At 68.7% G+C, this 24,086-nt stretch carries 22 protein-coding genes; 13 read left to right on the top strand and 9 right to left on the bottom strand.

Annotation, left to right across the window (positions count from 1 at the left end):
* The first annotated feature begins 18 nt into the window (after positions 1-18).
* The 6 genes from QHF89_RS39985 (at position 19) to QHF89_RS40010 (ending at position 6,823) form a co-directional block, all read left to right on the top strand.
* Positions 19-1,929 (top strand): mucoidy inhibitor MuiA family protein, encoded by a 1,911-nt coding sequence (locus QHF89_RS39985; RefSeq protein ID WP_284721540.1) that lies wholly within the window; start codon positions 19-21, stop codon positions 1,927-1,929.
* A 203-nt stretch (positions 1,930-2,132) separates the two neighbouring features.
* Positions 2,133-2,699 (top strand): hypothetical protein, encoded by a 567-nt coding sequence (locus tag QHF89_RS39990; protein ID WP_136970347.1) that lies wholly within the window; start codon positions 2,133-2,135, stop codon positions 2,697-2,699.
* A complete protein-coding gene (locus tag QHF89_RS39995) occupies positions 2,696-4,426 on the top strand; it encodes an OmpA family protein (protein ID WP_136970348.1) in 1,731 nt (576 codons plus the stop codon). The genes QHF89_RS39990 and QHF89_RS39995 overlap by 4 nt, the downstream gene beginning before the upstream one ends.
* Positions 4,423-4,926, top strand: coding sequence for a Rab family GTPase (locus tag QHF89_RS40000; RefSeq protein WP_136970349.1), 504 nt, complete (start codon positions 4,423-4,425; stop codon positions 4,924-4,926). Before QHF89_RS39995 ends, QHF89_RS40000 begins: the two co-directional genes overlap by 4 nt.
* A 13-nt stretch (positions 4,927-4,939) precedes the next feature.
* Positions 4,940-6,061 carry a sensor histidine kinase gene (locus tag QHF89_RS40005; RefSeq protein WP_136970350.1) on the top strand — a complete coding sequence of 374 codons (1,122 nt, stop codon included), beginning with the start codon at positions 4,940-4,942 and terminating at the stop codon, positions 6,059-6,061.
* 33 nt (positions 6,062-6,094) lie between these two features.
* Complete coding sequence (locus QHF89_RS40010) at positions 6,095-6,823, top strand: response regulator (RefSeq protein WP_136970351.1); 729 nt, start codon at positions 6,095-6,097, stop codon at positions 6,821-6,823.
* A 122-nt stretch (positions 6,824-6,945) separates the two neighbouring features.
* Here the strand turns inward: QHF89_RS40010 and rsmG are convergent, their stop codons facing one another.
* Complete coding sequence (rsmG, locus tag QHF89_RS40015) at positions 6,946-7,665, bottom strand: 16S rRNA (guanine(527)-N(7))-methyltransferase RsmG (RefSeq protein WP_136970352.1); 720 nt, start codon at positions 7,663-7,665, stop codon at positions 6,946-6,948.
* Between the two features lie 116 nt (positions 7,666-7,781).
* Between rsmG and QHF89_RS40020 the strand changes: the two genes are divergently transcribed.
* From QHF89_RS40020 to QHF89_RS40030, 3 genes are all read left to right on the top strand, one after another.
* On the top strand, positions 7,782-9,029 hold the full coding sequence (locus QHF89_RS40020; protein WP_136970353.1) for a hypothetical protein: 1,248 nt from the start codon (positions 7,782-7,784) through the stop codon (positions 9,027-9,029).
* 164 nt (positions 9,030-9,193) lie between these two features.
* Positions 9,194-10,405, top strand: coding sequence for a PAS domain S-box protein (locus QHF89_RS40025; protein ID WP_136970354.1), 1,212 nt, complete (start codon positions 9,194-9,196; stop codon positions 10,403-10,405).
* Positions 10,406-10,482: 77 nt separating this feature from the next.
* Positions 10,483-11,169, top strand: a complete 687-nt coding sequence (locus tag QHF89_RS40030) for a hypothetical protein (protein WP_136970355.1) — start codon at positions 10,483-10,485, stop codon at positions 11,167-11,169.
* Positions 11,170-11,172: 3 nt separating this feature from the next.
* Here QHF89_RS40030 and QHF89_RS40035 read toward each other — a convergent pair whose 3' ends face one another.
* The 5 genes from QHF89_RS40035 to QHF89_RS40055 all read right to left on the bottom strand — a co-directional run bounded on the left by QHF89_RS40035 (position 11,173) and on the right by QHF89_RS40055 (position 16,130).
* Positions 11,173-12,147, bottom strand: a complete 975-nt coding sequence (locus QHF89_RS40035; protein WP_136970356.1) for an NHL repeat-containing protein — start codon at positions 12,145-12,147, stop codon at positions 11,173-11,175.
* Positions 12,148-12,212: 65 nt separating this feature from the next.
* The gene (locus QHF89_RS40040; protein WP_136970357.1) at positions 12,213-13,061 is read right to left on the bottom strand and encodes a hypothetical protein; all 849 of its coding nucleotides are present in this window, start codon (positions 13,059-13,061) and stop codon (positions 12,213-12,215) included.
* A 69-nt stretch (positions 13,062-13,130) separates the two neighbouring features.
* Positions 13,131-14,084 (bottom strand): PLP-dependent aminotransferase family protein, encoded by a 954-nt coding sequence (locus tag QHF89_RS40045; RefSeq protein ID WP_136970358.1) that lies wholly within the window; start codon positions 14,082-14,084, stop codon positions 13,131-13,133.
* Positions 14,081-15,382 (bottom strand): radical SAM protein, encoded by a 1,302-nt coding sequence (locus QHF89_RS40050; RefSeq protein WP_284721541.1) that lies wholly within the window; start codon positions 15,380-15,382, stop codon positions 14,081-14,083. Before QHF89_RS40050 ends, QHF89_RS40045 begins: the two co-directional genes overlap by 4 nt.
* A 1-nt stretch (position 15,383) precedes the next feature.
* Positions 15,384-16,130, bottom strand: a complete 747-nt coding sequence (locus tag QHF89_RS40055; protein ID WP_284721542.1) for a hypothetical protein — start codon at positions 16,128-16,130, stop codon at positions 15,384-15,386.
* 110 nt (positions 16,131-16,240) lie between these two features.
* Between QHF89_RS40055 and QHF89_RS40060 the strand changes: the two genes are divergently transcribed.
* Both QHF89_RS40060 and QHF89_RS40065 read left to right on the top strand, forming a co-directional pair.
* Positions 16,241-16,597, top strand: coding sequence for an ArsR/SmtB family transcription factor (locus tag QHF89_RS40060; RefSeq protein WP_136935169.1), 357 nt, complete (start codon positions 16,241-16,243; stop codon positions 16,595-16,597).
* Positions 16,594-17,412: an SRPBCC domain-containing protein gene (locus QHF89_RS40065; protein WP_136970360.1), complete on the top strand. Its 819-nt coding sequence runs from the start codon at positions 16,594-16,596 to the stop codon at positions 17,410-17,412. Before QHF89_RS40060 ends, QHF89_RS40065 begins: the two co-directional genes overlap by 4 nt.
* A 33-nt stretch (positions 17,413-17,445) precedes the next feature.
* Here the strand turns inward: QHF89_RS40065 and QHF89_RS40070 are convergent, their stop codons facing one another.
* Entirely contained in the window at positions 17,446-18,981 is a 1,536-nt protein-coding gene (locus tag QHF89_RS40070) for an MYXO-CTERM sorting domain-containing protein (protein WP_136970361.1), read from the bottom strand.
* Between the two features lie 95 nt (positions 18,982-19,076).
* The gene (locus tag QHF89_RS40075) at positions 19,077-19,499 is read right to left on the bottom strand and encodes a MarR family winged helix-turn-helix transcriptional regulator (RefSeq protein ID WP_136970362.1); all 423 of its coding nucleotides are present in this window, start codon (positions 19,497-19,499) and stop codon (positions 19,077-19,079) included.
* A gap of 96 nt (positions 19,500-19,595) precedes the next feature.
* Here QHF89_RS40075 and QHF89_RS40080 point away from each other — a divergent pair, with 96 nt between their 5' ends.
* Both QHF89_RS40080 and QHF89_RS40085 read left to right on the top strand, forming a co-directional pair.
* Positions 19,596-20,942 carry a carotenoid oxygenase family protein gene (locus tag QHF89_RS40080; protein ID WP_136970363.1) on the top strand — a complete coding sequence of 449 codons (1,347 nt, stop codon included), beginning with the start codon at positions 19,596-19,598 and terminating at the stop codon, positions 20,940-20,942.
* Positions 20,943-21,103: 161 nt separating this feature from the next.
* Positions 21,104-22,606, top strand: a complete 1,503-nt coding sequence (locus tag QHF89_RS40085; RefSeq protein ID WP_136970364.1) for a hypothetical protein — start codon at positions 21,104-21,106, stop codon at positions 22,604-22,606.
* Between the two features lie 34 nt (positions 22,607-22,640).
* Here QHF89_RS40085 and nhaA read toward each other — a convergent pair whose 3' ends face one another.
* Positions 22,641-24,062, bottom strand: a complete 1,422-nt coding sequence (gene nhaA, locus QHF89_RS40090) for a Na+/H+ antiporter NhaA (protein WP_136970365.1) — start codon at positions 24,060-24,062, stop codon at positions 22,641-22,643.
* Positions 24,063-24,086: the final 24 nt, after the last annotated feature.

The raw sequence follows: 24,086 nt of genomic DNA on the forward strand, positions 1-24,086 counted from the left end.
CGTACAGTAGGGCCTTCCATGACGCCGCCCCGCCCTTCGAAGTGGATCGCCCTCGCTCTCCTGGTTTCCGCAGCCCTCGGGTGTACGAGCACGCCCCCGGCCGTGACGCCGCGCGCGGAAAACACGCCGCCGCAAAGCACGCCGCCCGTGTTCGCCCTCGCCGCGAGCGTCGCCGATACGGCCGAAGACCCCGCCGACCGAGGCGTGGCGTCGCGGATCACGAAGGTCACGGTGTACTCCGATCGGGCCCTCGTGAGCCGCGAGGCGGCGGTGGCCCTGACGACCGAGCCCACGGTCTTCCGTTTCAAGAAGCTGCCCGGCTGGGTCGACGAAGGCTCCGTGCGCGCCGCCACGAGCGCCGGAAAGATCGTGGACGTGGTCGTCGAGCGGCGCTTCCTCGCGCGATCCACGGATGAAGGGTTTCGCAAGGTCGAGGAGAAACACAGGGCGCTGCTCCGGAAGCTACAAGCGCTCGACGACGAGCTCGCGATCCTGAACGCGCAGCAACAACACGTCGAATCGATCAAGGTGTTTTCCGTGGAGAAGCTCGAAGGAGACGCCGTCACGAAAGACATCAAGGTCGACACCTACGGCCAGGTGATCGATTTCGTCTCCGGGGCGCTGCGCAAGACGAGCACGTCGCGGCGCGAGGTGCAGGCCGCGCGCGAGCAGCTCGCCCCCGACGTGGAGGCGAGCGCCCGCAATCTGGAGGAGCTGCGCCGCCTGACCAAGCTGGAAGAGACGACGGTGCTCGTGACGGTGCAAGGCACCGCCGCCGCGAATGCGTCGCTGACGCTCACGTATGCGACGCCCGGCGCGACGTGGGAGCCGATGCACGAGGTGCGCGCCAGCGCGGCCGATCCCGACTGGGTGGAGCTCACGTCGTTCGCGGTGGTCACGCAGACGACGGGGGAAGACTGGAGCCACGCGGAGCTCTCGTTCTCGACGCAGTCCTCGTCCGACAGCGAGCGGATCCCGGAGCTCGAAATGCTGGCGCTCGGCAAGACGCAGGAGGTGACGCGGAGCGTGACGCGGCAGGTGACCTCGTTCAGCTCCGCGCAGAAGAAATTCGAGGAGCAAAACCGCCACTGGAACCGGATGAACCAGGCGTCGTCTCAGCGCGTCTCGGAGGTGGAGCAGTTCGATCAATCCTATTCGTCGAACCTGGCGCTGCTCGAGCGCGTGCAGAGCAAGACCGTGCAGATCTTCCAGGGCCTGCAGACGCGCGGCACGACGGCGCATTTCATCGCGAAGGATCCGGCGATCGTGCGCTCGGACGGCCGCTCGATCCGGCTCCGCACCGGGTCGAGCCGCATCAAGGCGCAACGCCGCATCATCGCCGCCCCGGAAGAGTCACTCAACGCCGCCGTCACCCTGGAGATGGCCAACAAGACGGGCCAGCCGCTCCTGCCCGGCAGCGTCGCGCGGTACCAGGACGGCGCGTTCCTCGGCATGACCGATATCGATTTCGTCACCAAGGACGAGGATTTTTCCGTCTTTTTTAGTGTGGCCGACCAGGTCAAGCTGACGCGGGAGCTCGACAAACACCAGAGCTCGCTCCAGCGCAACGCGCGAAACCGCATGCAGCTCTCGTTCGTCAGCAAGGCGAAGAACCTGTCGGATCGCCCCGTGACCGTGGTCCTCGCCGAGCGCATCCCCGTCTCGGAGAACACCGAGATCCGCGTGAGCAACGTCAAGATCACGCCCAACGAAAAACCCGACGCGAAGGGGATCGTTCGTTTCACGATGACGCTCGCGCCGCGCGAGGAGCGCGAGTTCCGCGTGTCGTATCAGGTCGAATACCCGCCCTCGCTCGTGTTCGACGTGCGGCGCAAGCAGATGCAATCGCCGCCCTCGCCGAGCCCGGCCGCCCCCAAGCGGAAGATCGATTTCGAGGAGCGGCTGATCGACATCGAGCAGCAGTTCTGAGCCGCCGGGCGTCGGCCGATCCGATCGGCCGACGCCAGCGGTGGGCGCGGCGCCGCGGGGTGGCGATGAGCGTCCACGGCTTTATGGATCCAGCGCGGCCAAGGGAGTTATTTCCTATGGATTCCAGCGCATCTGGACGACAAGGGGGCCCGGAACGCTCGCGGCCGAGTCCACGCGAGAGGCCGGTCGGGACGAGGGGAGCCATGAACCCGAGTGCACGCGCGGAGCTCGAAAGCAGGGGGACCACGCACGCAGCGACGCCGCCGGCGAACAACCTCGATCAGGTGCGCGAGATCCTCTTCGGGGCCATCGTTCGCGATTTCGAGCGAAAGCTCGCGCGCATCGAGGGCCTCGTCGCATCACAAGGCGACGAGCTGCGCGCCGATACGAGGCGCATGATCGACGTGCTCGAAGCCCACGTGAAGCGAGAGACGGACGCGCAGGGCACGCAGCGGGAGTCCGACCGCGCGGCGCAGGTGGTCGCGCTGAACAACGTGGCGCGCGAGGCGCGGGACGCCGTCGCCGAGCTCGACCAGCGCATCAAGAAGCTCGAAGACGGGCTCGTCCGGGCGCAACGTGATTTCCGCCAGCAGATCCTCGACGAGGCCAAGGGGTTCGTCGAGCAATCCCGCTCGCTCCGGGACGAGCTCATGTCCACGCTCCAGCGGGAGCTCGCCGTGTACACCGGGGAGCCGTCCGAGGCCGGTGGCCCCGTGAGCGGGGTCGTCGAGGGAGCACGCACGCCGGAGCCTCGCGCCGAGCAGTCATGAGCGCCCGCCTGCGCGCGCGGGCGCGGCGGCGAGACCACGACTACACCCTCGACGACCTCCGCCCGCTGCTCGTCAAACCCGAACAGGACCGGCTGAAGTCCCTCGAACACAAGCTCGAGACGCCCGAGGCCCTCGCCGAGGCCATCGGCGAGGTGCTGGCCCGCGCGGCCGTCGTGAGCCAGAAGCGCGGCGAGGAGCTCGCGTCCGCGATGCAGCCTCTCATGCTGGCGAGCATCCACGACGCTGTCCGCAAGAACCCGGAGCTTTTCGCGGAGGCCATCTTCCCCTCGATCGGCCCCGCCGTCCGGAAGGCCGCCCGCGCCGCGCTCGAAGCGCTCGTCCTGCGGGTCGACGAGATGGTCCAGCGGACGATGACGCTGACGAGCCTGCGCTGGCGCATCGAGGCGGCCCGTACCGGCCGTCCCTTCGTCGAGGTCGTGATGCGCCACAGCCTCGCCTACCGGGTGGAGCACGTGTTCCTGGTGCACCACGAGAGCGGGATCGTGTTGCAGCACGTGGCCGCGGAGGACGTGACGTCGGAGGATCCCGATCAGGTGTCGGCGATGCTCGCGGCCATCGACGATTTCGCCCGCGACGCCTTTCGTGAAAAAAAAGAAGCCGGGTTGTCGCGCTTCTGCGTCGGTGAGCTGACCGGCATCGTCGAGCACGGCCCGCGCGCCATGCTGGTCGCTATCGTCCGCGGCGTCGCGTCGAAGGACGTGGAGGTGTCGCTCGCCGAGACGCTGGAGGAGATCCACCGGACCTACGCGGACGCCCTTTTGCACTTCCAAGGCGAGGTGGCCGCGTTCGAGAAGGCCCACGACGCGCTCGTCGGGTGCATGCGGGAGGAGCGGATCCAGAAGCCGACGAGCCGCCGCCGCGGGGTGCTCGTGCTCGCCGCCATCGCAACGATCGCCCTCGTCGGCGCCGGGATCGGGTGGAAGACCGTGCACGACCGGAATCGACGCTTCGACGCGTACGTGGAGGCGCTCCGCGAAGAGCCTGGCCTTTTGGTGACGAGGACGGGGCGTCAGGAAGGGCGCAGCTTCGTCGAGGGGCTCGGGGATCCCCTCGCGAAGGATCCGGCCGCATTGCTCGCGCGCCATGGGCTCGGCGTCTCGGAGGTCGAGCTGCGCTTCAAGCCGATCTACTCGCTGGATCCTCCGCTCACGGAGCGACGCGCCGCCCAGGTGCTCCGGCCGCCGGCCGGGGTCTCGCTGGGCCTCGCCGACGGGACGCTTCGAATCGCGGGCGTCGCCGAGCGCGCTTGGATCGACCGGGCGCGGCTGCTCTCCACGAGCCTGCCGGGCGTCACGGCGCTCGATGATACGCGCCTCTTCGAGGCCGAGGCCCTCCGTACCGCAAAGGCGGCGGCGGCCACGCTGGAGGGCATCGAGATCGTGTTCCCGCGCGGCTCGGCCCGCCCGTCCCAAGCCGAGCGCGCCCGCCTCGACGCCGCGGCGCGCGCCGTGCAAGGGCTCCTCGACGCCGCTCCACGGGGCGGCCTTTCCGCGCGGATCGAGATCGTGGGGCACGCCGACGCCACGGGCACACCCGAGAGAAATCAGCGCCTCAGCGAGGAGCGCGCGTCGAGCGTGTCGACCGAGCTCGGCGCGCGGGGCGTCCCGACCGAGCCGCTCGCCGCGCGGGGCGTCGGGGACGCGGTTCTGGCTGCGCCCAAGGTCACGTTCGTCGTGCGTCTTTCGCCGGCGCGCGAGGGCTCATGAGCACGCTCGCGAAGCGCAAGGTGTGCCTGCTCGGCGCCACGGGCGTCGGCAAGACGAGCCTCGTCCTGCGCTTCGTCCGCAGCATCTTTTCCGACACGTACCAGACCACGATCGGGACGAGGATCGAGACGAAGCACATCCGCTACGACGATCACGAGATCGTCCTGGTCCTCTGGGATCTGAGCGGCGAGGACGAGTTCCAGCGCGTCCGCCTCTCGTACCTGCGCGGCGCCGCGGGGTATCTCCTCGTCGCCGACGGGACCCGCCGCGCGACGGTGGAGACCGCGCTCGCCCTGCACCACACCGCCGCGGCGCTGCTCGGCGACGTCCCGCGTGTCCTCGTGCTGAACAAGGCCGATCTGCGCGCCTTGTGGGAGCTCGACGACGCCTCCGAGCGGGAGCTCGCCGCGCGCTGGCCCGTCTTCGAGACCAGCGCCAAGACCGGCGCGGGCGTCGAAGAGGCCTTCCGCGCGCTCGGCCACGCGCTGCTCCCGCGCTGAAGGGCTCGCTCGCATGGAGACCTCGATCGCAAGCTCGATCCTCGCGTCCCTCGGGAAGGTCGTCCTCGAACGCCAGCCGGACGGGACGTTCTTGCAACGCGGCGACGCGCCCGCCTGGTTCGCGCACCGGATGCGGGGCGTGCTCCACCCGGACACGCCCATCCGCGTGGAGAGCCTGTTCCCGTTCCTCGAGGTCTTCCTGCCCGAGGCGGAGGCCGTCTGGCAGGGCGAAGGCGCGACGCGGATCGACTCCGACGTCTGGTGCGAGACGGCCGAAGGCGGCGAGGAGCTGCCCCTCGAAGCGACCGCGCTCCTCGTGGGCTCCTCGCGCCTGCTCGTGATCACCCGCTGCGACGAGCTCTTCCACGAGCGGCGCCTGGTCCTTCAGCGCGCGCGCGAGTTGCGCATCACCTACGACGCGCTCGCCCGCGAGATCGAACAAAAAGACATCCTCATGCATTGCATCGTCCACGACCTCGCGAGCCCGCTCCAGACGATCCTCGGCGTGCTCTCGTCCCTCGACGAGCGGAATCCGCCCGGCGAGGACGGCGTCCTGCTCGACGCCGCGCTCGACGCCGCGCTCCGGCAGCGCTCGATGATCCGCGAGATCCTGACCGTGTTCGCCGCCGAGCACGGCGGCCTCGACGCCACGCACGAGGAGGCCGTGGTGTGCGATCTGCACGTCGTGCTCCCCCGCGTCGTGGCCGAGCACGAGCGCACGGCGCGCGGCCGGAACGTGCGGATCGAGCGGGACGCGCCGCCGCCGGGCAGCTTCGTCGTCGCGGACGAGCCGCGGCTCGTGCGGGTCCTCGCGAACTTACTCGACAACGCCGTCCGCCACAGCCCGGTCGGGGGCCACGTGCACGTGCGCGTGCGCGGGGACGACACGAGCCTCGAAGTGAGCGTCGAGGATGAGGGGCCGGGCGTGCCGCCTTCGCTCGCGGCGCGGCTGTTCGAGCGGTTCGGCCGGGGGATCGGGCCCGAGGCGGGCACGGGGCTCGGGCTTTATTTCTGCCGCATCACCGTCGAGCGCTGGGGCGGCGCGATCGGGTACGCCGCGCCTCCCGAGGGAGGGGCCCGGTTCTGGTTCCGCCTCCGCAGGGCTGCCACCTCGACAGGGGCCAGGGCGGCGTGAATGAAGGAAAGCGGAGCGAGGGAAGGACGGGCCATGGCGAAGCTCCTGATCGTGGACGACGACGACGAAACCAGGCTGTGGATGGCCTCCGCGCTCGCCGACGTCGGGCACGAGGTTCGCACGAGCCCGGGCAGTCGTGACGCGCTCCGGATGCTCTCGACGTGGAAGCCGGATCTCGCCCTGCTCGACGTCCTCATGCCCGAGATGGATGGGTTTGCCCTGAACCGCGTGCTCAGGAGCCAAGGCATTCCCACGGTCTTCGTCACCGTGGTCAAGCGCGAGGCCGAGGCCATCCTCCACGGCGTGTCGGGGTACGTGGAGAAGCCGGTCACGGCCGGGGAGCTGCGGGCGGTGGTGGCGCGTGTCCTCGGCGGGGCCACGGGCGGGGCCATCTTGCTCGTCGAGGACGACCCGTTCCTGCGCCACGTGTATCGATCGGTGCTGGAGCCACGGTTTCAGGTGCTCGAAGCCGAGAACGGACGCGAGGCGCTTTCCCTCCTCGCGTCGCACGCGGTCGCGCTCGTCATCACGGACATCCACATGCCGGTGATGAACGGGGTGGAGCTCGTCCGCGCGATCCGCAGCGACGCCCGCATCCGCGACGTGCCCGTGGTCGTGCAGAGCTGCGATACCTCCTCGGTCCGCTCGCCCATCTGGTCGGGGCTCCACGTTTCGAGCGTCATGCCCAAAGAGAATTTCATCGGGTGGTTGATCGGGCAGATCGAGGAGCAACTTTCGGTCGTGTCCGCGAGGTCTGCCTGAGCGACGCGTGGCGCGGGCGTGGGAGGGACGACGACGGCCATCCGATCGTGCCATCGACGTTCGAGCTCTCGGCCGAAATGCAAATCATGCGGCCAGTGGAATCCCCGGCCGGGCGCGCGTATTCACCGCTTTCCCTTGCGCCGCGCCTCGCCCGATCCTCGCCGGAGCACGACGATCCGCCCCGTCGGCGTCGCGACCGTCTTCTCGTGGGTCGTCCCTTGCTCGACGAGCACGCGTTTGGCCTCGGCGAGCTCTTCGTCGGCGCGCTGGCCCTTCACGAGGAGCACGAGCCCGCCCGGCTTCGCGAACGGCGCCGTGAGCGGCACGAGCGCATGCAACCGCGCCACGGCGCGCGCGGTCACGACGTCGAACCCCCCGCGAAGCTCCGAAGCCCCGAGCTGCTCGGCGCGGCCCGCGCGTGCTTCCACGTTCGTGAGGCCAAGCGCTTCCGCGACGGCCGAGAGAAACGCCGTTTTTTTCTGCGTCGCGTCGACCAACGTGACCTGGAGATCGGGCCGGGCGATCGCGATCGGAATGCCGGGCAACCCGCCGCCCGAGCCGATATCGACGAGCCGTGATCCCGCGCCGACGTCCCCGAGCAAGGGCAAGAGCGTGAGCGCGTCGAGCGCGTGTTTTTCCCAGGCTTCGGTTGGATCTTTGATCGCGGTGAGGTTCATCTGCTCGTTCATCGCGAGCAGCCGCGCGAGGTAGTCGCCGAGCTTCGCGAGGACGGGCTCGTCGAGGCGAACGCCTATCTCCGCGAGGCGCGCGTCGAAGCCGTCGGGCGGCGCGAGGGGCGTGGAGATCGGGAGCGGGAGCGGAGGACGGGCGGCCGTGGTCACGCCGAGGGGGTAGCACGCCCCGACACGCTCGGCACAAGCCGGCACAGCCCGAACGATGCATCGGACGCAAAAACCAACGTGCGAGCGGCGGCACGCGGATTGCCAAGTGAATCCGCATGCGTGTCTACCTGCATCGCCTTCTCATCGCTTCTCAATGGGGCGCAAGCCTCCTCCTCGCCTCGGGGTGTGGGGCCAACGTCGAGGGCGGCCCGGGGGCCCCCGACACGGAAAACGCTCCCCAAACCCTCGAACCTGCCCCGGCGCCCGCCTGTTACGGGCCCGTGTACGACGACGGTTTTGGTTATCATGGCCAATGTTGCGACATCACCCTCTGCACCACGCCCGTGAACGGCGTTTGTCCTGACGTGGACAAGGTCGAGCTGGCGGGACGGCCGCCGGGCTCCGGGGAATGCGAATGCCAGCCGCTCCGCGGGCCGTATGCCAATGAAGACGCCGGCAGCACCGAGAGCTGCTGTTATCTCGTCGGCTCGATCAGCTGCGATGGCCGGCCGCTCCTCGTGCAAGGAACGCCCCGGCTCGCCGACGTGCGTGAAGGGCCGAGCGCCTGGTCGAGCGCGCCGGACGCGCCCGCCGATCGCGCCGAGGGCCTCCGCGATTTCAATGCCGCGCTCCGCGAGCTCGATACGGCCGCTCTCCCGGCCGACGTGCGCGCGCGCCTCGCGCAGCGCTGGGCCGAACGAGGTCGCTACGAGCACGCGTCCGTGGCCTCGTTCGCGCGATTCTCCATGGCGCTGATGGCGCTCGGCGCGCCGCCGGCGCTCGTCGAGGCGGCCCACCAAGCGGCGCTCGACGAAGTGCGGCACGCGCGCCTCGCCATGGCGCTCGCGTCGGCGTATGGCGGCGCGTCGCTCGGCTTCGGTCCGCTCGCCGTGGACGGGGCCTTCGAGGATCTCGGCTCGCTCACGGCGGCCACCCTTGCCACGGTGGTCGAAGGTTGTGTGGGCGAGACGCTCGCGGCCATCGAGGCCGCCGCGGCGGCGCAGGAGGCGGGGCCACGCGCGGTGCGCCTGGCATTGCTGGAGATCGCCGAGGACGAGATGCGCCACGCCGAGCTCGGATGGGCCTTCGTGCGCTGGGCGATCGGCATGGGCGGCGCGTCGCTCGCCCGCGAGGTCGCGGCGACGCTGGAACAGGCGCTCCGGGTGGCCTGCAAGGACACGACGGTCCCAGGCGAAGCGTTGCCCCGGGAGCACGGTTTCCTCCCCACGGAGGAGGTCACCTCGTTGCGGCGGCAGGCGGCGGCGCAGGTGCTCCGGCCGGCGGGCGACGCGCTCGTCGAGCACGGGCGTGCCAATGGCGCGGCGCGCTCGCCTCGCCTTTCGACCCAGCCCTTGCTTTCGTGAGGCAAACGGGCTCGCTCCGCCAAACCCTCCGCGTTCGCACCAGGGAGGGATGCTCACCGTCACCTCCATGACGTCCCACGCCTCCCCGATCCCCCCGTAGCGAAGCGTACTCCCGCGGGAGGACAGCGCTTTCCGGCCGGCTGCTCTTTTGGTACACGGGCCAGATGGGGATCGAGGAACGTGCTGCGCCGGCTCATTTCGAGGATGCAAGACTGCTGGGTGCGCTCACGCGCGAGGCGCCGATGGGCATCGTGGGCCTCGACATGAAGGGCACCATCGTCGCGTGGAACCCCGAGGCCGAGCGGATCTTCGGGTACGTCGGGGTCGAGGTCATCGGAAAAACGATACGCGATCTCCTCGGCCCCGCGACGGACGCGGACCCGGGCGCGCTCGTCTCGCAGCTCGACCCCACGAGCCCGCAATCGTTCACGGCCCCGTGCGTGCGGAAAGACGGCGCGCGTTTTCATTGTGAATGGCTTTTTCGCGCCCTGCGCGACGAGAAGGGCGAGCTCCTCGGACGCGCCGCTTTCATTCGCGATACGACCGAGGAGACCGAGACGCGCGCCACGCTCGCCGCCGAGCGCCGCTTCCTGCGGCGCATGCTCGACAATACCCCGCTCGTCCTCTGGTCCACCGACAAGAACGGCATTTTCACGCTGTCCGACGGCGCTGGGCTCCGCGCGCTCGGGTTCGCGCCCGGCGAGGTCGTCGGCATGAGTGCATTCGAGGTCTACCGGGACGTCCCCGAGATCGTCGGCGCGATCCGCGGCGCCCTCGCCGGCACCTTTTCGACGACCCTCGCCGCGACGAACGGCACCGTCTGGGAATGCCGATACATCCCGATCACGCGCGAGGACGGCGGCCCCGTGGAGGGCGTGCTCGGCGTCGCGCTGGACGTCACCGAGCGCGTCGAAGCCGAACGTACGCTCCGCCGGCAGCTCGACCTGATCGCGCAGCAAGAGGGCGCGATCCGCACGCTCTCCACGCCGATCGCGCGTGTATGGGAGGGCGCGCTCGCGCTGCCGCTCGTCGGGACGATCGACGGGGCGCGCGCCGAGCAGATCCTCGCCACCTTGCTCGAAGCGGTCGTGCGGGAACAGGCGCATTACGTGATCCTCGACATGACGGGCATCGGCGAGGTCGACGCGACGACCGCCGATCACCTCTTCAAGGTGCTACGCGCGCTCGGGTTGCTCGGCGCGACGGCGCTCGTGACGGGCGTCAATCCCGGGGTAGCGACGGCGCTCGTGGGCCTCGGCGTGGATCTCGGGAGCGTCGTGACGCTCGGGAATCTGGAGGAGGCGCTCCGGTACGTCATGAAGCGCCGCGCCGGCAAGCCACGCCGCGCCCCTGCCCCTTCCGCCCACCGGGTTTGACGGCTGCCCGGGTCGTTTTCCATACCAGGCGCCCGTTGTCGTCCTCTACACTCGGGGCGGTAGCAAGGAGCTTCCCCATGTCGATGAAGATGGCCTCTCGGGTTCTTCTGTGTCTTTTGGCGGCCGGCGTCGCCGCGTGTTCGGGCGCGGATTCCCAAGGAAGCGGCGGTGAAGGCGGGGCGGGTGAAGGCGGCAGCGGCGGCAACGCCGGCCAAGGAGGAATGCCGAGCAGCAGCGCGTCGAGCGGCAGCGGCGGCAACGGCGGCAACGGCGGCGGCGGCACGACCAGCAGCAGCGGCGGCGGGTCCGATCCGTACGAGGCGGCCCGGCAGGCGTGTGTCGATACGATCAACGCGCACCGCGCGACGATGGGGCTCCCGCCCTTCGCGCGCTGGAAGGAAGCGGAGCCCTGCGTGGATCAGCAGGCGACGTGGGATCAAGAGAACAACAAGGCGCACGGGTCGTGGGGCATGGGCCTCTACCCGACCTGCAATGGCAGCGGCCAGAACGAGTGCCTGGGCCACGGGGCCGAGAATGTCTCGGGCTGCCTCGACGGGATGTGGGCCGAGCGGGATCAGAACGGCTGCTCTGGCTGCGACGCCTGCAACGAAGGGTACAACCCGAACTGCCCGAACTGTGATTTCTACGGGCAAGCCACGGGCGATGTGTGCGGGCATTACGTGAACATGAGCGCGAAGTACTTCTCGAAGGTCGCCTGTGGCTTCAGCGCGGCCGGCGGGTGGATCGCCATCAACTTCCAGTAGCGCTCATTTCGGCGTCTCGATCGGCGCGCAGGTGGACACGCCCGCGCCGACGATGTTCGTGCCGAGGCCCGTCTTCACCACGGTCGTCTTTCCGGTCGACGGTCGATACTGCTGGATCTGCGAGTCGCCCGTGGGGCTCGTGAACAACCAGAAGTCGCCGCCCCACACCGCGAATGCCCAGCCGCTCCCGATCGTCACCGTCGGCTGCGGGGCCTGGCTCAGGATTTTGCCCGTGAGTTTGTCGATCTCCGCGATGATGATCGGGCTGTAATTGAAAAACCCGAAGATACGCGCGTCGCCCGTGCCCGTGAGCTCCGCCGCGCCGGAGAGCTGGTCCCACGGGCCGACGAACGAGAGATCGAGCGTCTTCGGGTCGATCTGCGCGAGGCCCTTGCCGTTGTAGTCGGCGACGTAAAGCGTCTCCTCCGCGCTGCCCTTCGCATTGGAGACAAACCCCATCCCGAACGTGGTAAACCCCTGCTGTCCCGGGGTGAACTTGGTCGCCGCGCAGGCCGCCGTCTTCACGTCGACGTGGTAGATGCGGCCGTCGCTGAAGAGGATCCACGCCGTCCCTCGGCGGTCGACGGCCATCGAGAACGGCGTGCCGAGGCCGCCGGTGGGGCAATCGATCACGCCGATGAGCTTCACCTCGAGTGTGGGCGGGTTGAAGCTGTAAAGCTCGTTGTCCTGGCCGATGATGTACACGAGCCTCGCCTCGTCCACGCAGCCGTCGCCGCCGGATCCACCTCCCGCGCCCATGAATCCGCCATCGCCGAAAAGATCTCCGCCCGCGCCGCCCATTCCGCCGTTCCCGCCGCCCATTCCGCCGGCCCCGGCGCTCCCGCCCTGCCCGCCGCTCGATTCGCCCACCTCGGCGCCGCTCTCCGAAGAGAACGTGCCATGGGGCGTGACCGTGCACGCGGAGAGGACGAGCACCGCAGGGACTACAAATTGCAACGAGCGGTGAAGAAAATGCATGGGAACCTCCGATCCCGAGGATAGGAGGTAACCCGAGTCACGTCACGCGCCCCGTGACGTCTGATTTACCGAAGATCGAGAATGAAGTCGGCGATGAGTCCGGCGACGAACGCGCGCGTGTCCAGGGCGCCGGTCGCGGACGAATAGAAGCGCGTCCAGGTCACATAGGGCGTGAGCGCCAGGAAATCGAGCTCCGGGCCCGCGCTGTAGCCGCCGGTCAACCCCAGAGGAACGGACGTGGTCGCTCGCGGATCACGGAGGTCGCCGACGATGAGGACGCTCGCCCCGCCAATGTGGAAACGCTCCGCGAGCTGGACGTACACGTTCAGCGGGACACGAACGCCGACATGCGAATCCGTGGTGGGATACCAGGGGACATAGACGCCGGTATCGATACGGAGGTGCTTGTTCGGACGGAGGATGGCAGGCAGCCCCGGCTGAACGTAGCTGACGAACGGGTGCGTGGGGTTCGGGTCGAAGACGGTCATGAAGGAGGCGCCGAGGTCGACGGGCCGGGTTTTGACGAACCGACCGGTGAAGGTGAGGCGGTTCGTGCCCGGAAGCGGCTCCTGGCCGATGTAATAGGGGCCGATCTGGAGATCGACGTGCACCTCGGGGACGATGCCCCATAACGTGCCGATGCTCGCCCCGAAGCGATGGAAGCCTCTATCGATGGGGCGCTCGACGAAGGTGCTCATGTAGGGATCGAGCAGCCCCGTGGGCAGGATGAGCCCGCGTTGCACCATGGGCGTGGGACCGCTCGGTTTGCTGCGGTCGACCCTGGCCGTGCCCGCCCGCGCCGAGACGGGCGGCGGCGTGACGGCCGAGGCGCGAGCGCCGGACACGAGGACGAGAGCGATCGCGGCAAACGCCGGCAATGGTCGGTACGAGGCCACGGGATCTGCGATCGTCATGGAGCCTCGACCCTCCGGACGTCATCCCCAACCGCCCGAAGACCCACCGGCCGGAGAGCGGCCGGCGGCTCAGCCTTCGAGGCTCGACAGCACGCTGAGGTCCTCGGGTCCGCCGAAGACTGTCGCGGGGACGCCGAGGATGCCCATTTCCAGCAATTCGTGGAACGACCTCGACGAGGTCGCGAAGTAGCCGGTGCACGGAGAGGCTCTCAGCTCGGGCCTCGCGCTCGTCAGGGCGTCGAGCCTGCGCGCACGCTCGCGCAAGGCGGCCGAGACTTCCTGGGGACGGGCAGCATGTTCGGTGAGCGCCGCATATCCGATTCGAAGGCGCACCTCGTCCTTCGGCAGCTCGGCGAACACGTCCCGCGTCTCCTTCTGGAAGCGCTCGGGCACGATGCAGATCCCCGCGTGATCCGGGACGAGCCAGCCCTTCGAGAGCGACGTGAGGAAAACGGCGCTCTCGTCTTCGAGCAAGGCCCGCGAGACCTGCGTCGGCGGCGTCGCATAAACCGAATCGAGGATGAGCATACGACGGTCGTCCGCACGCGCCCAGCGCCGGAGCGCGTCCGCTTCGTGGGGCGCGAGCGCCGAGCCCCAGGGCTTCAGGGGCTCGCAAATCAACAATACGTCGAGCGCGTCGAGCGCGGGAAGACCGACGCGCGCCTCCCACGGGACGATCGTCGCGCCCGCCTCCGCCGCGAGGTGCAGATAGACGGGGTAGACATCGGCGGGCACGCCGACACGCGCGTTCCGCTTTGCGAGGAGCCCGAAGAGCGCGCGAAGCGAGCGGCGGACGCCGTGGCTGACCTGCGTGCGTGGCTTCAGCGCCTGCGGGAGATCGAGGTGCGCGAGGAATCGCTCCGCGAGGTGACAACGATAAGGCGCTTCCGGGTGGGTCGAGGGCACGATGGAGGGGAAGGCACGCCCGAGGCTCCGGTAGACGTTCAGCTCCGCGAGGTCGACGAGCGAAGGCCGCGCGGCCCGGAGCTCGGCGCGGCGCGCAAGGAAGGTTTCGTGGTTCATAACGTGGAGCTCGGATCTTCCAGCGAGGCGAGGCAGGTTCCGTCGGCCATCACGTTCCACGAGCGAACGATCCCATGCGTGCGCTCCCAGCCGACCGAGGGCTCCGTATACGCGGCCACGCGCAGCGCGTGGCCTTGGATGTCGCCTTCGAACACGGGGCTCCCCCAGGGCAATTCCGCGCATTTCTCGAAGCCGAGCTCGGCGAGCGTGTGGAGCACGAGCGAGAGCGGCACCTGGTTCGTCTCGCAAAACTGGTTCGCGAGGCTCGGCGCCCACGGGTTTTCCGAGAGGCTCGAAACGTAGAGCTCCTTGAAACAAACCTCCTGAAACCCCTCGGCGGCGCTGCGTTCGAGGTAGGCGCGCACCTTCGCGGCGTCGTCGACGCCGCCCCGCTGGAGCACACAAATCGCCCGCGTGCGGAGCCCCGGCGCACGCCCGAGCGCCCCGGAGTCGACCTCGATCCCCATGATCCGCGCATCGTCTTCTCGCGTCACGCCGTGGCGGCTCACCGCGAGCGTCGTGAGCCCGGCTTCCCGGAGGGCTTCGAGCTGCGCGAGGTCGAGGCGCGCGCCGTTCGTGATGAGCAAGGTTGTCGGGAACAACCCCGCGAGGCCACGCACGAGCGCGCGGAGCTTCTCGGGTTCGAGCAGCGTCGGCTCGCCGCCCCCGGTGATGACGGCGCGCTCGGCGCCCCGCTCCTTCGCGAGCTTCGCCCAGGTGAGAGAATGCGCGAGCGTGCCACTCCGCTGGCGCGCGAGATCGGACACGCTCGCCTTCGAGAAGCAGAAGCCACACCGCGCCTGGCAGGCCTTCGCGACGGGCAGCACCGACACGCTCCGCGGCCGGCACTTCGCCCATTCGACGAGCCTGTCGTCGTCGAGGCGGAAGGCCTCCGCGGTGATCTCCTCGTGCCGCGTGGGGACGAGCGAATCCTTCTCGTCGACCCACGCCACGCCGGAGAGCGGGATCTCGCTCGCTGGCCAGCGCCAGCCAATGCCCGTGCCGGTCACGTCGTTCGGGCGCATCCCCGCGGGCCCGACCGGGAGCCGCGCCCGCAGCGCCACCACGCGATCCTTTGGCCGACCGAGCTTCGCCACGAGCCGCCGCGCCTTTTCGAGTCCCGGCGCCCAGCGCTCGTCCTCCTTCAGCATGTAGAACGCGTCGGGAAACCTCGATTCACCGATCAGCGCCTTCGAATACCGCATCCCGTAGCGGTCGAAGCCCCGCAGCCAGTTGGAAAGCGGAATGAAGGCGAGGAAGGGATCCATCACGACATGGTTCTCGACGTACAGGATCAAGTCAACCCGACGCGTGGGGTCTTCGCCGCCGATCCACCCGCTGGAGGAGCGCCGCGACCTCGGCCGGGAACGCACCGGCATACGCCGCGAGGTTCCTCTCGATCTCGGCCACGAAATCGATGTTCATCGCCTTCTCGGCCTTCTTGCCGGCGAAGGCGAGGTACCAGGGGGCCGCCCCGAAACGACAAAACCACGCGACGAAGTCCGAAAACGAAAGTTCGAGGGGGAAGAGCTCGCATCCGTCCTGCGCGAGGCCGATCCGATAGGGTGCGCCCTTCGGATCGAAGGGGTCGATGGTGAGCCATGCGGACGCGCCGGGGACGGATACGAGCAGCTTCGACCGCTTCAGCGTGTTCAGGCGATCGAGATCGCGCTTCGACGCCACGTCGAATCCGTCGCTCCAGAGCTCCTCGCAGAACGGCTGATCGTAAAGATCCCCCGCTTCCACGTCGTTCTCGTAGTCGCTCCTGCGACGGTATTGTCGGTGCGGGCGAAAGCCCGCGAAGGCCGCTTCGAGCCCGCAGATAGAGGCCTCCTCGCCGAGGGGCACGCCGCCGCGGGTGGCGCGGAACGTGAGGCCGTCGCTCCTTTCGTAGAACGCCGCGACGTCGTCGGGAAGGTCTTTTCCGAGCACCACACGGACCTGGCCCGCGAACTCCGCGAGCCTGCTCTTGGGTCGCCGGATGGTGATTGTGACATCTCCCACGGTTTTGATCTCGGTCGTCTCGGCCATCGCACCCCAGCCCATCGTGCGCTCGCGCTCGTGTCAACGATCCGACGGGGAAATTTGTTCAGGCGAGGCGCTTCGGATCGTACATGCCTTGACAAGTATATGCCTTGATGGGCATATGCGCGTCCATGTTGAGCGCGTTCGAAGTCGTTGCAGAGCCGAACCGAAGGCGCATCCTCGACGTTCTCCGCGAGGGACGTTGCCCTGTCGGGGAGCTTTCGCATCGGCTCGGGCTCACCCAGCCCACCGTGTCCAAGCACCTGCGCGTGCTCAAGGATGCGCGGCTCGTCGATGTGGAGCAGGACGCGCAGCGCCGGCTCTACCGCTTGCGCCCGGAGCCCCTCGTGGAGCTCGACGCCTGGCTCGCGCCGTATCGCGAGCTCTGGTCGCAGCGGCTCGACGCGCTCGAGCGCCACCTCACCACGATGGCGGACGACCCCCCCGCGAGCGCCCGCCCGAGCCCGCCCCCGAGGAGGAAACGATGAAAAACGGGACCCTGACCACAAAAGGCAATCACGTCGAGCTCCGATTCGAGCGGCGCCTCGCCCACGCCCCCGAAAAGGTTTGGCGCGCGCTCACGGAAACCCAGGAGCTCGCCCACTGGTTCCCCGCCCGCATCGAAGGCGCCCGTGAGGCCGGCGCCGGGCTGCAGTTCTTCTTCGAGGAAGGCGCGCCGGGCGCGGGAAAACTTTTGGTCTTCGAGCCGCCGCGCTTGCTCGAATACACGTGGGAAGGAGACGTGCTCCGGTGGGAGCTCGTGCCCGAGGGCAAAGGCTGCCTCTTGATCTTCACGACGATCCCGGCGGAGCGCGCGAACGTCGCCCGCGACGCGACGGGCTGGCACTTTTGCCTCGACAACCTGGAGGCAGCGGTCGACGGAACGCCGGCCGCCGGATTCGACAAGGCGCGCTTCTCCGCGCTCAATGCGGAGTACGCCGCGCGTTTCGGCCTGGGCAGCTTCCCGGCCTTCCTGACGAGCGCGGCGAACCACGTCGCGGCGGATTCCCTGCACATCCCCGGCGTCGAGGCCTACGTGTTCGACGGCGCGGATGGCACGCAGATCTTGCTTTGCCACGCCAAGACCGACGCGGATACGGACGAGCAGTGGCGCGACGCCGACGAATACCTCGCCGTCCTGGAAGGCAGCTACGTGCTGCGCATCAATGGCATGGATATGGAGCTTCGGGCCGGGCGTGAATTCGTCGTCCCGAGGGGCGCGCGTGTCTCGGGGAGGTTTTCCGCTGGAACGCGGACGATGCACGCGTTTCGAGGACGGAGCCTCGGGCGAGGTGGGGCGTAGGACGTCCCGCGCCGGGCACGCCCAGGGCAAACCTCAGCGCGCTCGCCGCCGCCGCATGGCCGCGAGCCCCATCATCGCCAGCGCCGCCCACGCGGCACCCGTCGTCTCCTCGTCTCCCGCCACCCGGCATCCGCACGACCCTTCGCTGCCGCTCAAGTCGGGGCCGCCGGGACCACCACTCCCGCCGCTCCCCGCCGTGCCGCCCATCCCGCCGCCGCCCGCCGCGCCGCCCTCGCCGCCGGTGCCGAAGATCCCCGACGAGCTGCTGCTCGCGTCCGAGCTGCTCGGGTTCTCCACGCATTGCCCCGCCATGCACGTCTGGCCCGTCGGGCACACCGCGCCCATGCAATCATCCACGCACGTCCCGCCCGCGCAATGCGTCCCCGCGTCGCACGTCACGCCAATGCACGCCACGTCCACGCAGAGGCCGCTCATCGTCTCGCACGCCTTGCCGCCGGCGCAGGGCAGGCAATCGCAGCGCGTGACGCACACGCCGCCGTCGCAGACCTGGCCACTCTCGCACGTCACCCCGGCGCACGGATCGACGCACGCACCCACGCGACAAACCTGCGGGAACGGACACGTGACGTCGTCGCACGGGCCCTTGCACGTGCCACCGACGCAGACCTTGCCGGCCTCGCAGGACACGTCCTTGCACGCGGCATCGACGCAGTAGCCGCTGCTGTTGCAGGCCTGATCGGGCAAACAGTCGAACTCGCCGCCCTTGCAGCTCTGCACGCAGGTGCCCTTGTCGCAAACGTACCCCGCCGGGCAGATGTCCCCCTCGTCGACAGGCCCGTTGCAATCGTCGTCGATCCCGTTGCAGCTCTCGCCCGCCGGCTGCGTGAGCTGCTGGCACACGACGCCGTTCGAGGTGCATTGCGTCACGCCCGCCGCGCAGACCCCGGGATTGCCCGTCTCGCAAGGCTGGCCGCCGCCGGAACAGGTGATGCCGGTGAGGAAATAGACGTCGTCGTTGAAATCGCCGTCGTTGTTCCAACCCGACGCGCTGGTCGACCCGTCCTCGAAGGCGATGTAATAGGCGTTCGGCGTGGTCTTCGAGGCGTAAATCATCGCCGTGACCCACGGCGCCGCCGGGTTGCAGGCCGAGCAGAGGTTGTTGTAGGCCGGGTTCGTGTAGTGCGTCTCGCCGCCCACGAGCGCGAAGCCGACGAGCCCGCCGGCGTAGCCCGGATCGTTCTTGATCGACGTGCCGTTGAACATGGTGCCGACCGGCGAGTTCGGCGGCACGAGGACGTGCAGATCCGCAGGCTGCGGCTTCTGCCCGGTCTCGTTGTACCAGGCGAGGCCGAAGTGCGAGCCGGCCTCGTTGAGCACGAACCTCGCGGTGAAGCCGCACAGCGGCGAGAACGCGTTCGGCGTGGTATGCGCGTCGGCCTTCCAGTCGACGGGATCGTTCAGGTTCTGGAACATGGTGTAGAGCTGGACCTCGCCGTTGGCCGAATCGAGCGGCACGACGAGGCCGTTCGGCTCCGTGACGAGCGCGTCGGCGGTGCTTGCGGCGAGGATGAGGGCGAGGGAGGAAGCAAAAAGCGGTGTGCGGCGCATACCTCAGGCTACCGCACCGCCGCGCGTTTGGGGGAGTACCCCTGGAGAAGAATTCGTGCGATCCCGTTCCCTCGGCCGAGCCGGGACGACGTCCTTCAACCGAGCCGCGTGATCACCGCCGCGACCCTCGTGAGCTCCTCCTTGTTTGCCTCCGGGCCCAGAAGATCCGCCGCAATCCGTCGGGCCGTCGGCACGGCGTCCGCGAGGAGCTTTTGCCCCGCTGGGGTCAGCACCGCAAACGTGACACGTCCGTCCTCTTCGCTCGGCTGGCTCGTGACGAGCCCGCGCTGCGTCAGCGGGCGCAACATCCACGTCACGCCCGAGGCCGTCACGCCGAGCTGCTGGGCCAGATCGATCCGCCGGAGCCGGCGCTCGGGCGCCTGATCGAGCACCTGGAGCAGGTGCAGGTCGTTGAGGCCGATGCCGTGCACCCCGCCGAGCGAGGCGTCGAAGCGGCGGATCACGGTCGCGTGTGCCCGGTTCAAGTCGAAAAAGAACGTCAGATGATACGCCGACATATGCGCCTCTCTTTTGTTGAGCACTCAAATAAATCACTTGCGAGGGAGATGCAAGGGTGTTAGTTGAGAACTCAAGCAATGACAAGGAAGAGGCGCATGTCCACCCGCGAAGAGGCCGATGCTCGTTCTGCCGCCCAGCCGTTCTGGTTGCGCGGTCCCTTTGCGCCGGTCGCCGACGAGGTGACGGCGCACGACCTGCCCGTGGCGGGCGAGCTCCCGCGCGACCTCGCCGGGACCTATGTGCGCAACGGACCCAATCCCAAGGACGGCGCCTCCCGGCATTGGTGGTTCGGCGACGGGATGCTGCACGGCGTCCACCTCGACAACGGAAAAGCGCGCTGGTACCGAAACCGTTACGTACGGACCGCCAGGTATGGCGGGACGAACCTCGACGCGGCGGCGAACGGCGAGGACACGAGCGCGGCTCGTGCGCGGCGGCTGCGCGGCGGCGGCACCTCGAATACGCACGTCATCGAGCACGCGGGCCGGCTCCTCTCGATGGTCGAGGCGGCGCTGCCGATGCAGCTCGATCGGGAGCTGTCGACCATCGGCATCTTCGATTTCGACGGAGCCCTCGACACACCCATGACGGCGCACCCGAAACGTTGTCCCTTGACGGGCGAGCTCCACTTCTTCAGCTACCAGACGGTGCGGCCTTACCTCACCTATTACATCGCCGATGCGGGGGGCCGGGTGATCTCGAAGCGGGAAATCGAGGTCGACAGCCCCTCCCACATGCATGACTTCGCCCTCACGGAGCACGATGCGGTCTTCTTCGATTCGCCCGCCCGCATGACGCGCGACTGGGGCGACGGGATGCCCTTCGCGTGGAGCGAGACCCACACGGCGCGCCTCGGCGTGGTGCCGCGCGCGGGAGGGGCGGTGCGCTGGTTCGACATCGAGCCGGGTCACCTCAGCCACACCGCCAATGCATTCGAGCGCGACGGGACGATCGTCCTGGAGGGGACCCGCTGCGCGCGCTTCGAGGCCAGTCCGCCGTGTCTCCATCGCTGGGAGATCGACCTCAAGTCCGGGCAAACCCACGAACGGGCGATCGACGAGCGTATCGTCGATTTCCCTCGCATCGACGACCGCCGCGTCGGGCGGCCGCATCGCTACACCTACGTCGTCGAGCTGTGCGATTTCGTGGGCGGCGCCCCGACGAGCGCGCGCTTGCGCCGCTACGACGCGGCGACGGGCGCCTCGGCCGCGCAGGATCTCGGACCGCGGCGCATTCCGGGCGAATGCGTCTTCGTCCCCAGGGGCGATGACCCTTCCGAAGACGCAGGTTATCTGCTCAGCATCGTCTACGACGGCGAGCGTGACGGCAGCGAGCTCGTCGTACTGGACGCCGAGACCTTCGGCGCGGCCCCGGTGGCCCGTGTCCAATTGCCCCAGCGTGTCCCCTTCGGCTTCCACGGGACGTGGGTGAGCACACCGTGAGCACGTTTACGACACGAAGGCCACATTTACAAGGAGCGAAGAGTACGACTACCCTCCAATTTGTGTAGTCTGCATCGCTGCCCATGCACGATCGGAGGACACACCCTTGAGCCTCCCGAGGGCGCGCATGTGCCCTCGGGGCTCGTTTCCGGAGGACCCTTATGAAGCATTCATTTCTCGGGATGGCCAGCGCGCTCGTGTTCCTGCCTTGCGTGCTCGGGACGGCTTCCTGCGGCACCGCCCCGGCTGGAGACATCGCCAATTCCACACAAACGCCGCCGGATCCCAGCGGCAGCGGCGGCAGCGGCGGCAGCGGTGGCAGCGGCGGCGACGCAGGCAGCGGCAGCGGCGGCGGCGGCGCGAATAGCTGCGGCGAGGGCGTCCAGAGCCCAGGTATCGTGCCCCTGCAGGTGAGCTCGGCCGTCGACGTCGACCCTGCGAACAACGTGGCCGTCACCGGAACCTTTTCGGGTGTTTTGGACCTCGGCGACGGTTCGCCCGTCCAAGCGTACGACGTGGGGCCGGATATCTTCGTCGCAAAACTCGACGCGGAGAGCAAGCCGCTCTGGACCCGTCAACTCCACGCAAGGAATGGCGATGGGAACGGAGTCGCGTTCGATCGAGAAGGCAATGTCATCGTCACCGGGTATGTCTTCGGAGGCATGATCTGCGACGACATGCCCTCTGGCCTCCCGGTCAATCAGGACATCCTCGTGTCGAAGCTGGATCCGGACGGGAACCTGCTCTGGACGCGCGTCTTCCCTGCCCCGGGAGACCAAGCGGGCGTCGACGTGCTCACGAACAGCGACGGCGATATCGTCGTGGCTGGTTACATGACGGCCGGCGACCTGACCTTCGACGAGATCGGCACGACGCTCCACACCAATGGCCTGATCAGCGCCGTGCTCATGAAATTGAGCCCGAACGGCAGCGTCGTATGGGCCAAGAGCTTCGGAGGCTCGCAGAGCGCCGCGTTGGCCGTCGACAGCGGGGACAACATCGTCCTCACGGGTGACATCCTGGGGACGACCGATTTTGGCGGAGCGCCGCTCACGGCGGGGTACGATCGCGATACCTTCCTCGCGAAGTTCGACGACGCGGGCAACCACCTCTGGAGCCAGAGCTTCGAAGGTACCGCCTCCGGGACGATGCATGACGTCGCCGTGGACAGCGCCGACAACATCCTCCTCTTGGCGCCATTCAACTGGTCCGTGGACATGGGAGGCGGTCCGATCGTGAACCCGGGCAGTCCCGACACGGCTCTCGCCAAATACGATCCTTCGGGCCATCACCTCTGGAGCCGAGGCCTCGTCAGCGTCGTCCAGGCGGCGAGCACGCAGGGCATGTCCATCGACGTGGACGGCGCCGATAACGTCATCGTCGGAGGGAGTTACGTCGGAACGGCGGATCTCGGCGGCGGTCCGCTCGTGAACACCAGCGCTCTCGATATCTTCCTCGCGAAGTTCGATCCGTCCGGTGGCTGGCTCGCGAATCAGCGGTTCAGTACGCAGGCCGAGGACGAGACCGCGGCGATTCGTATGGATCACACCGGGCGCGTCATCCTCACGGGGCGCAACGCCTCCATCGATTTCGGCGGAGCCCCGAAGGTGCACAACACGGTCCCCGGACAGAGCGACTTCTTCGTCGCCTGGCTCGCCCCCTGAACGCGCCTCCCGCTCGACACTCCATTCCGTAAGCTCACGCCTCCGTTGAGCTCTCCGCCTCGTCGGCCGTCTGCGCGGCGCCCGCTGTCTGCACGGGCGCGAGCAGCAGCCGCCCGAGGACGAGGCCGACGATTGCCGCCGCGCCGCTCGCCGCGAGCACGCCGAGCTTCGCCGCGGCGAGCAGCGACGCATCCTCAAAAGCAAGCTGCGCGATGAACAGCGCCATCGTGAACCCCACACCCGCGACGACCCCCAGCACCACGAGGTGCCGCAAACGCATCCCCCGCGGCAACATCGCGACGCGCAGGCGCAACACGATCGCGCTCGCGAGGAGCACACCGAGTGGTTTGCCCACGACGAGCCCCACGGCGACGGCCACGAAGACACGCCACGCAGCGGGATCGAGCGAGCCACCCGTCACCGAAACGCCCGCATTCGCCAGCGCAAACACCGGCATGATACCAAAGGCCACCCAGGGATGCAGGGATTCGATCAGGCTCTCGGCGGGCGACATGGCTTCCCGGCGCAGGGCGTCCACGTGACGCAGCGTCCCCGCGAGCTCGTGCGACGAGAGCGCCTCCGGCGGGGCCTTCGCGAGCTGCTCGATGTCTCCGCGAATGCCGGCGACAAACCCCTCCGGCCCGAGCCACGCGCGCACGGGCGTCACGAGCCCAACGAGCACACCGGCGATCGTCGGATGCACGCCGGCCGCATAGATGCCGGCCCACGCGACGAGGGCTGGCAGGACGTACGCGAGCTTCACGCGCACGCCGAACCGCTGCATCAGGAGCACCCCGCCAAACCCTGCCGCGGCGACGAGAAGCCCCGAGACCACGATTCCCGACGAATAAAACAGCGCGATGACGACGATGGCCCCGAGGTCGTCGATGACGGCAAGCGCGAGCAGGAGCACGCGCAGCGCCGCGGGGACACGCTTGCCGAGCAGGGTGAGGATACCGACGGCGAAAGCGATGTCCGTGGCCATTGGGACGCCCCACCCCGAGCGGGTCGCAGGAGCCCCGGCGAAAGCGAGGTACAGCGCCGCCGGCGCGAGCATGCCGCCCAGCGCAGCCGCGGCGGGCAGCGCCGCGCGACGCCACTCGGAAAGCTCGCCGTGGTGAATCTCGCGGCGGATCTCCATTCCGACGACGAAAAAGAAAATCACCATCAGGCCGTCATTGACGAACCACGCGAGCGTCCGCTCGAAGGCGAACGCGCCGACACGAATCCCGATCGGCGTGTTCCAGAGGTGGAAGTAACTCTCGGCCCACCGCGAGTTTGCCCAGACGAGCGCGACGGCCGCCGCGACGAGCAGCAGAATGCCGCTCGCGGCCTCGATCCGGAGGAAACGCTCGAGCGGACGGCCCGCGAGCCGCGTGAAACGCAAGAGCGGCTCCCAGGCCTCGGGAGGCGACGAAGGCAGGGGGCTCCGCCCCGGATCGTTCTTGATCGACATACATCATCCCTCGCCGGCGGAATC

Source organism: Polyangium sorediatum (assembly GCF_029946465.1).
Classification (GTDB): Bacteria; Myxococcota_A; Polyangia; order Polyangiales; family Polyangiaceae; genus Polyangium; species Polyangium fumosum.

Excerpts from the sequence above, each read along its gene's own strand:
- QHF89_RS39985 (WP_284721540.1), top strand. The coding sequence starts at position 19 with ATGACGCCGCCCCGCCCTTCGAAGTGGATCGCCCTCGCTCTCCTGGTT.
- QHF89_RS39990 (WP_136970347.1), top strand. The coding sequence starts at position 2,133 with ATGAACCCGAGTGCACGCGCGGAGCTCGAAAGCAGGGGGACCACGCAC.
- QHF89_RS39995 (WP_136970348.1), top strand. The coding sequence starts at position 2,696 with ATGAGCGCCCGCCTGCGCGCGCGGGCGCGGCGGCGAGACCACGACTAC.
- QHF89_RS40000 (WP_136970349.1), top strand. The coding sequence starts at position 4,423 with ATGAGCACGCTCGCGAAGCGCAAGGTGTGCCTGCTCGGCGCCACGGGC.
- QHF89_RS40005 (WP_136970350.1), top strand. The coding sequence starts at position 4,940 with ATGGAGACCTCGATCGCAAGCTCGATCCTCGCGTCCCTCGGGAAGGTC.
- QHF89_RS40010 (WP_136970351.1), top strand. The coding sequence starts at position 6,095 with ATGGCGAAGCTCCTGATCGTGGACGACGACGACGAAACCAGGCTGTGG.
- QHF89_RS40020 (WP_136970353.1), top strand. The coding sequence starts at position 7,782 with ATGCGTGTCTACCTGCATCGCCTTCTCATCGCTTCTCAATGGGGCGCA.
- QHF89_RS40025 (WP_136970354.1), top strand. The coding sequence starts at position 9,194 with ATGGGGATCGAGGAACGTGCTGCGCCGGCTCATTTCGAGGATGCAAGA.
- QHF89_RS40030 (WP_136970355.1), top strand. The coding sequence starts at position 10,483 with ATGTCGATGAAGATGGCCTCTCGGGTTCTTCTGTGTCTTTTGGCGGCC.
- QHF89_RS40035 (WP_136970356.1), bottom strand. The coding sequence starts at position 12,147 with ATGCATTTTCTTCACCGCTCGTTGCAATTTGTAGTCCCTGCGGTGCTC.
- QHF89_RS40040 (WP_136970357.1), bottom strand. The coding sequence starts at position 13,061 with ATGACGATCGCAGATCCCGTGGCCTCGTACCGACCATTGCCGGCGTTT.
- QHF89_RS40045 (WP_136970358.1), bottom strand. The coding sequence starts at position 14,084 with ATGAACCACGAAACCTTCCTTGCGCGCCGCGCCGAGCTCCGGGCCGCG.
- QHF89_RS40055 (WP_284721542.1), bottom strand. The coding sequence starts at position 16,130 with ATGGGCTGGGGTGCGATGGCCGAGACGACCGAGATCAAAACCGTGGGA.
- QHF89_RS40060 (WP_136935169.1), top strand. The coding sequence starts at position 16,241 with ATGTTGAGCGCGTTCGAAGTCGTTGCAGAGCCGAACCGAAGGCGCATC.
- QHF89_RS40065 (WP_136970360.1), top strand. The coding sequence starts at position 16,594 with ATGAAAAACGGGACCCTGACCACAAAAGGCAATCACGTCGAGCTCCGA.
- QHF89_RS40070 (WP_136970361.1), bottom strand. The coding sequence starts at position 18,981 with ATGCGCCGCACACCGCTTTTTGCTTCCTCCCTCGCCCTCATCCTCGCC.
- QHF89_RS40075 (WP_136970362.1), bottom strand. The coding sequence starts at position 19,499 with ATGTCGGCGTATCATCTGACGTTCTTTTTCGACTTGAACCGGGCACAC.
- QHF89_RS40080 (WP_136970363.1), top strand. The coding sequence starts at position 19,596 with ATGTCCACCCGCGAAGAGGCCGATGCTCGTTCTGCCGCCCAGCCGTTC.
- QHF89_RS40085 (WP_136970364.1), top strand. The coding sequence starts at position 21,104 with ATGAAGCATTCATTTCTCGGGATGGCCAGCGCGCTCGTGTTCCTGCCT.
- nhaA (WP_136970365.1), bottom strand. The coding sequence starts at position 24,062 with ATGTCGATCAAGAACGATCCGGGGCGGAGCCCCCTGCCTTCGTCGCCT.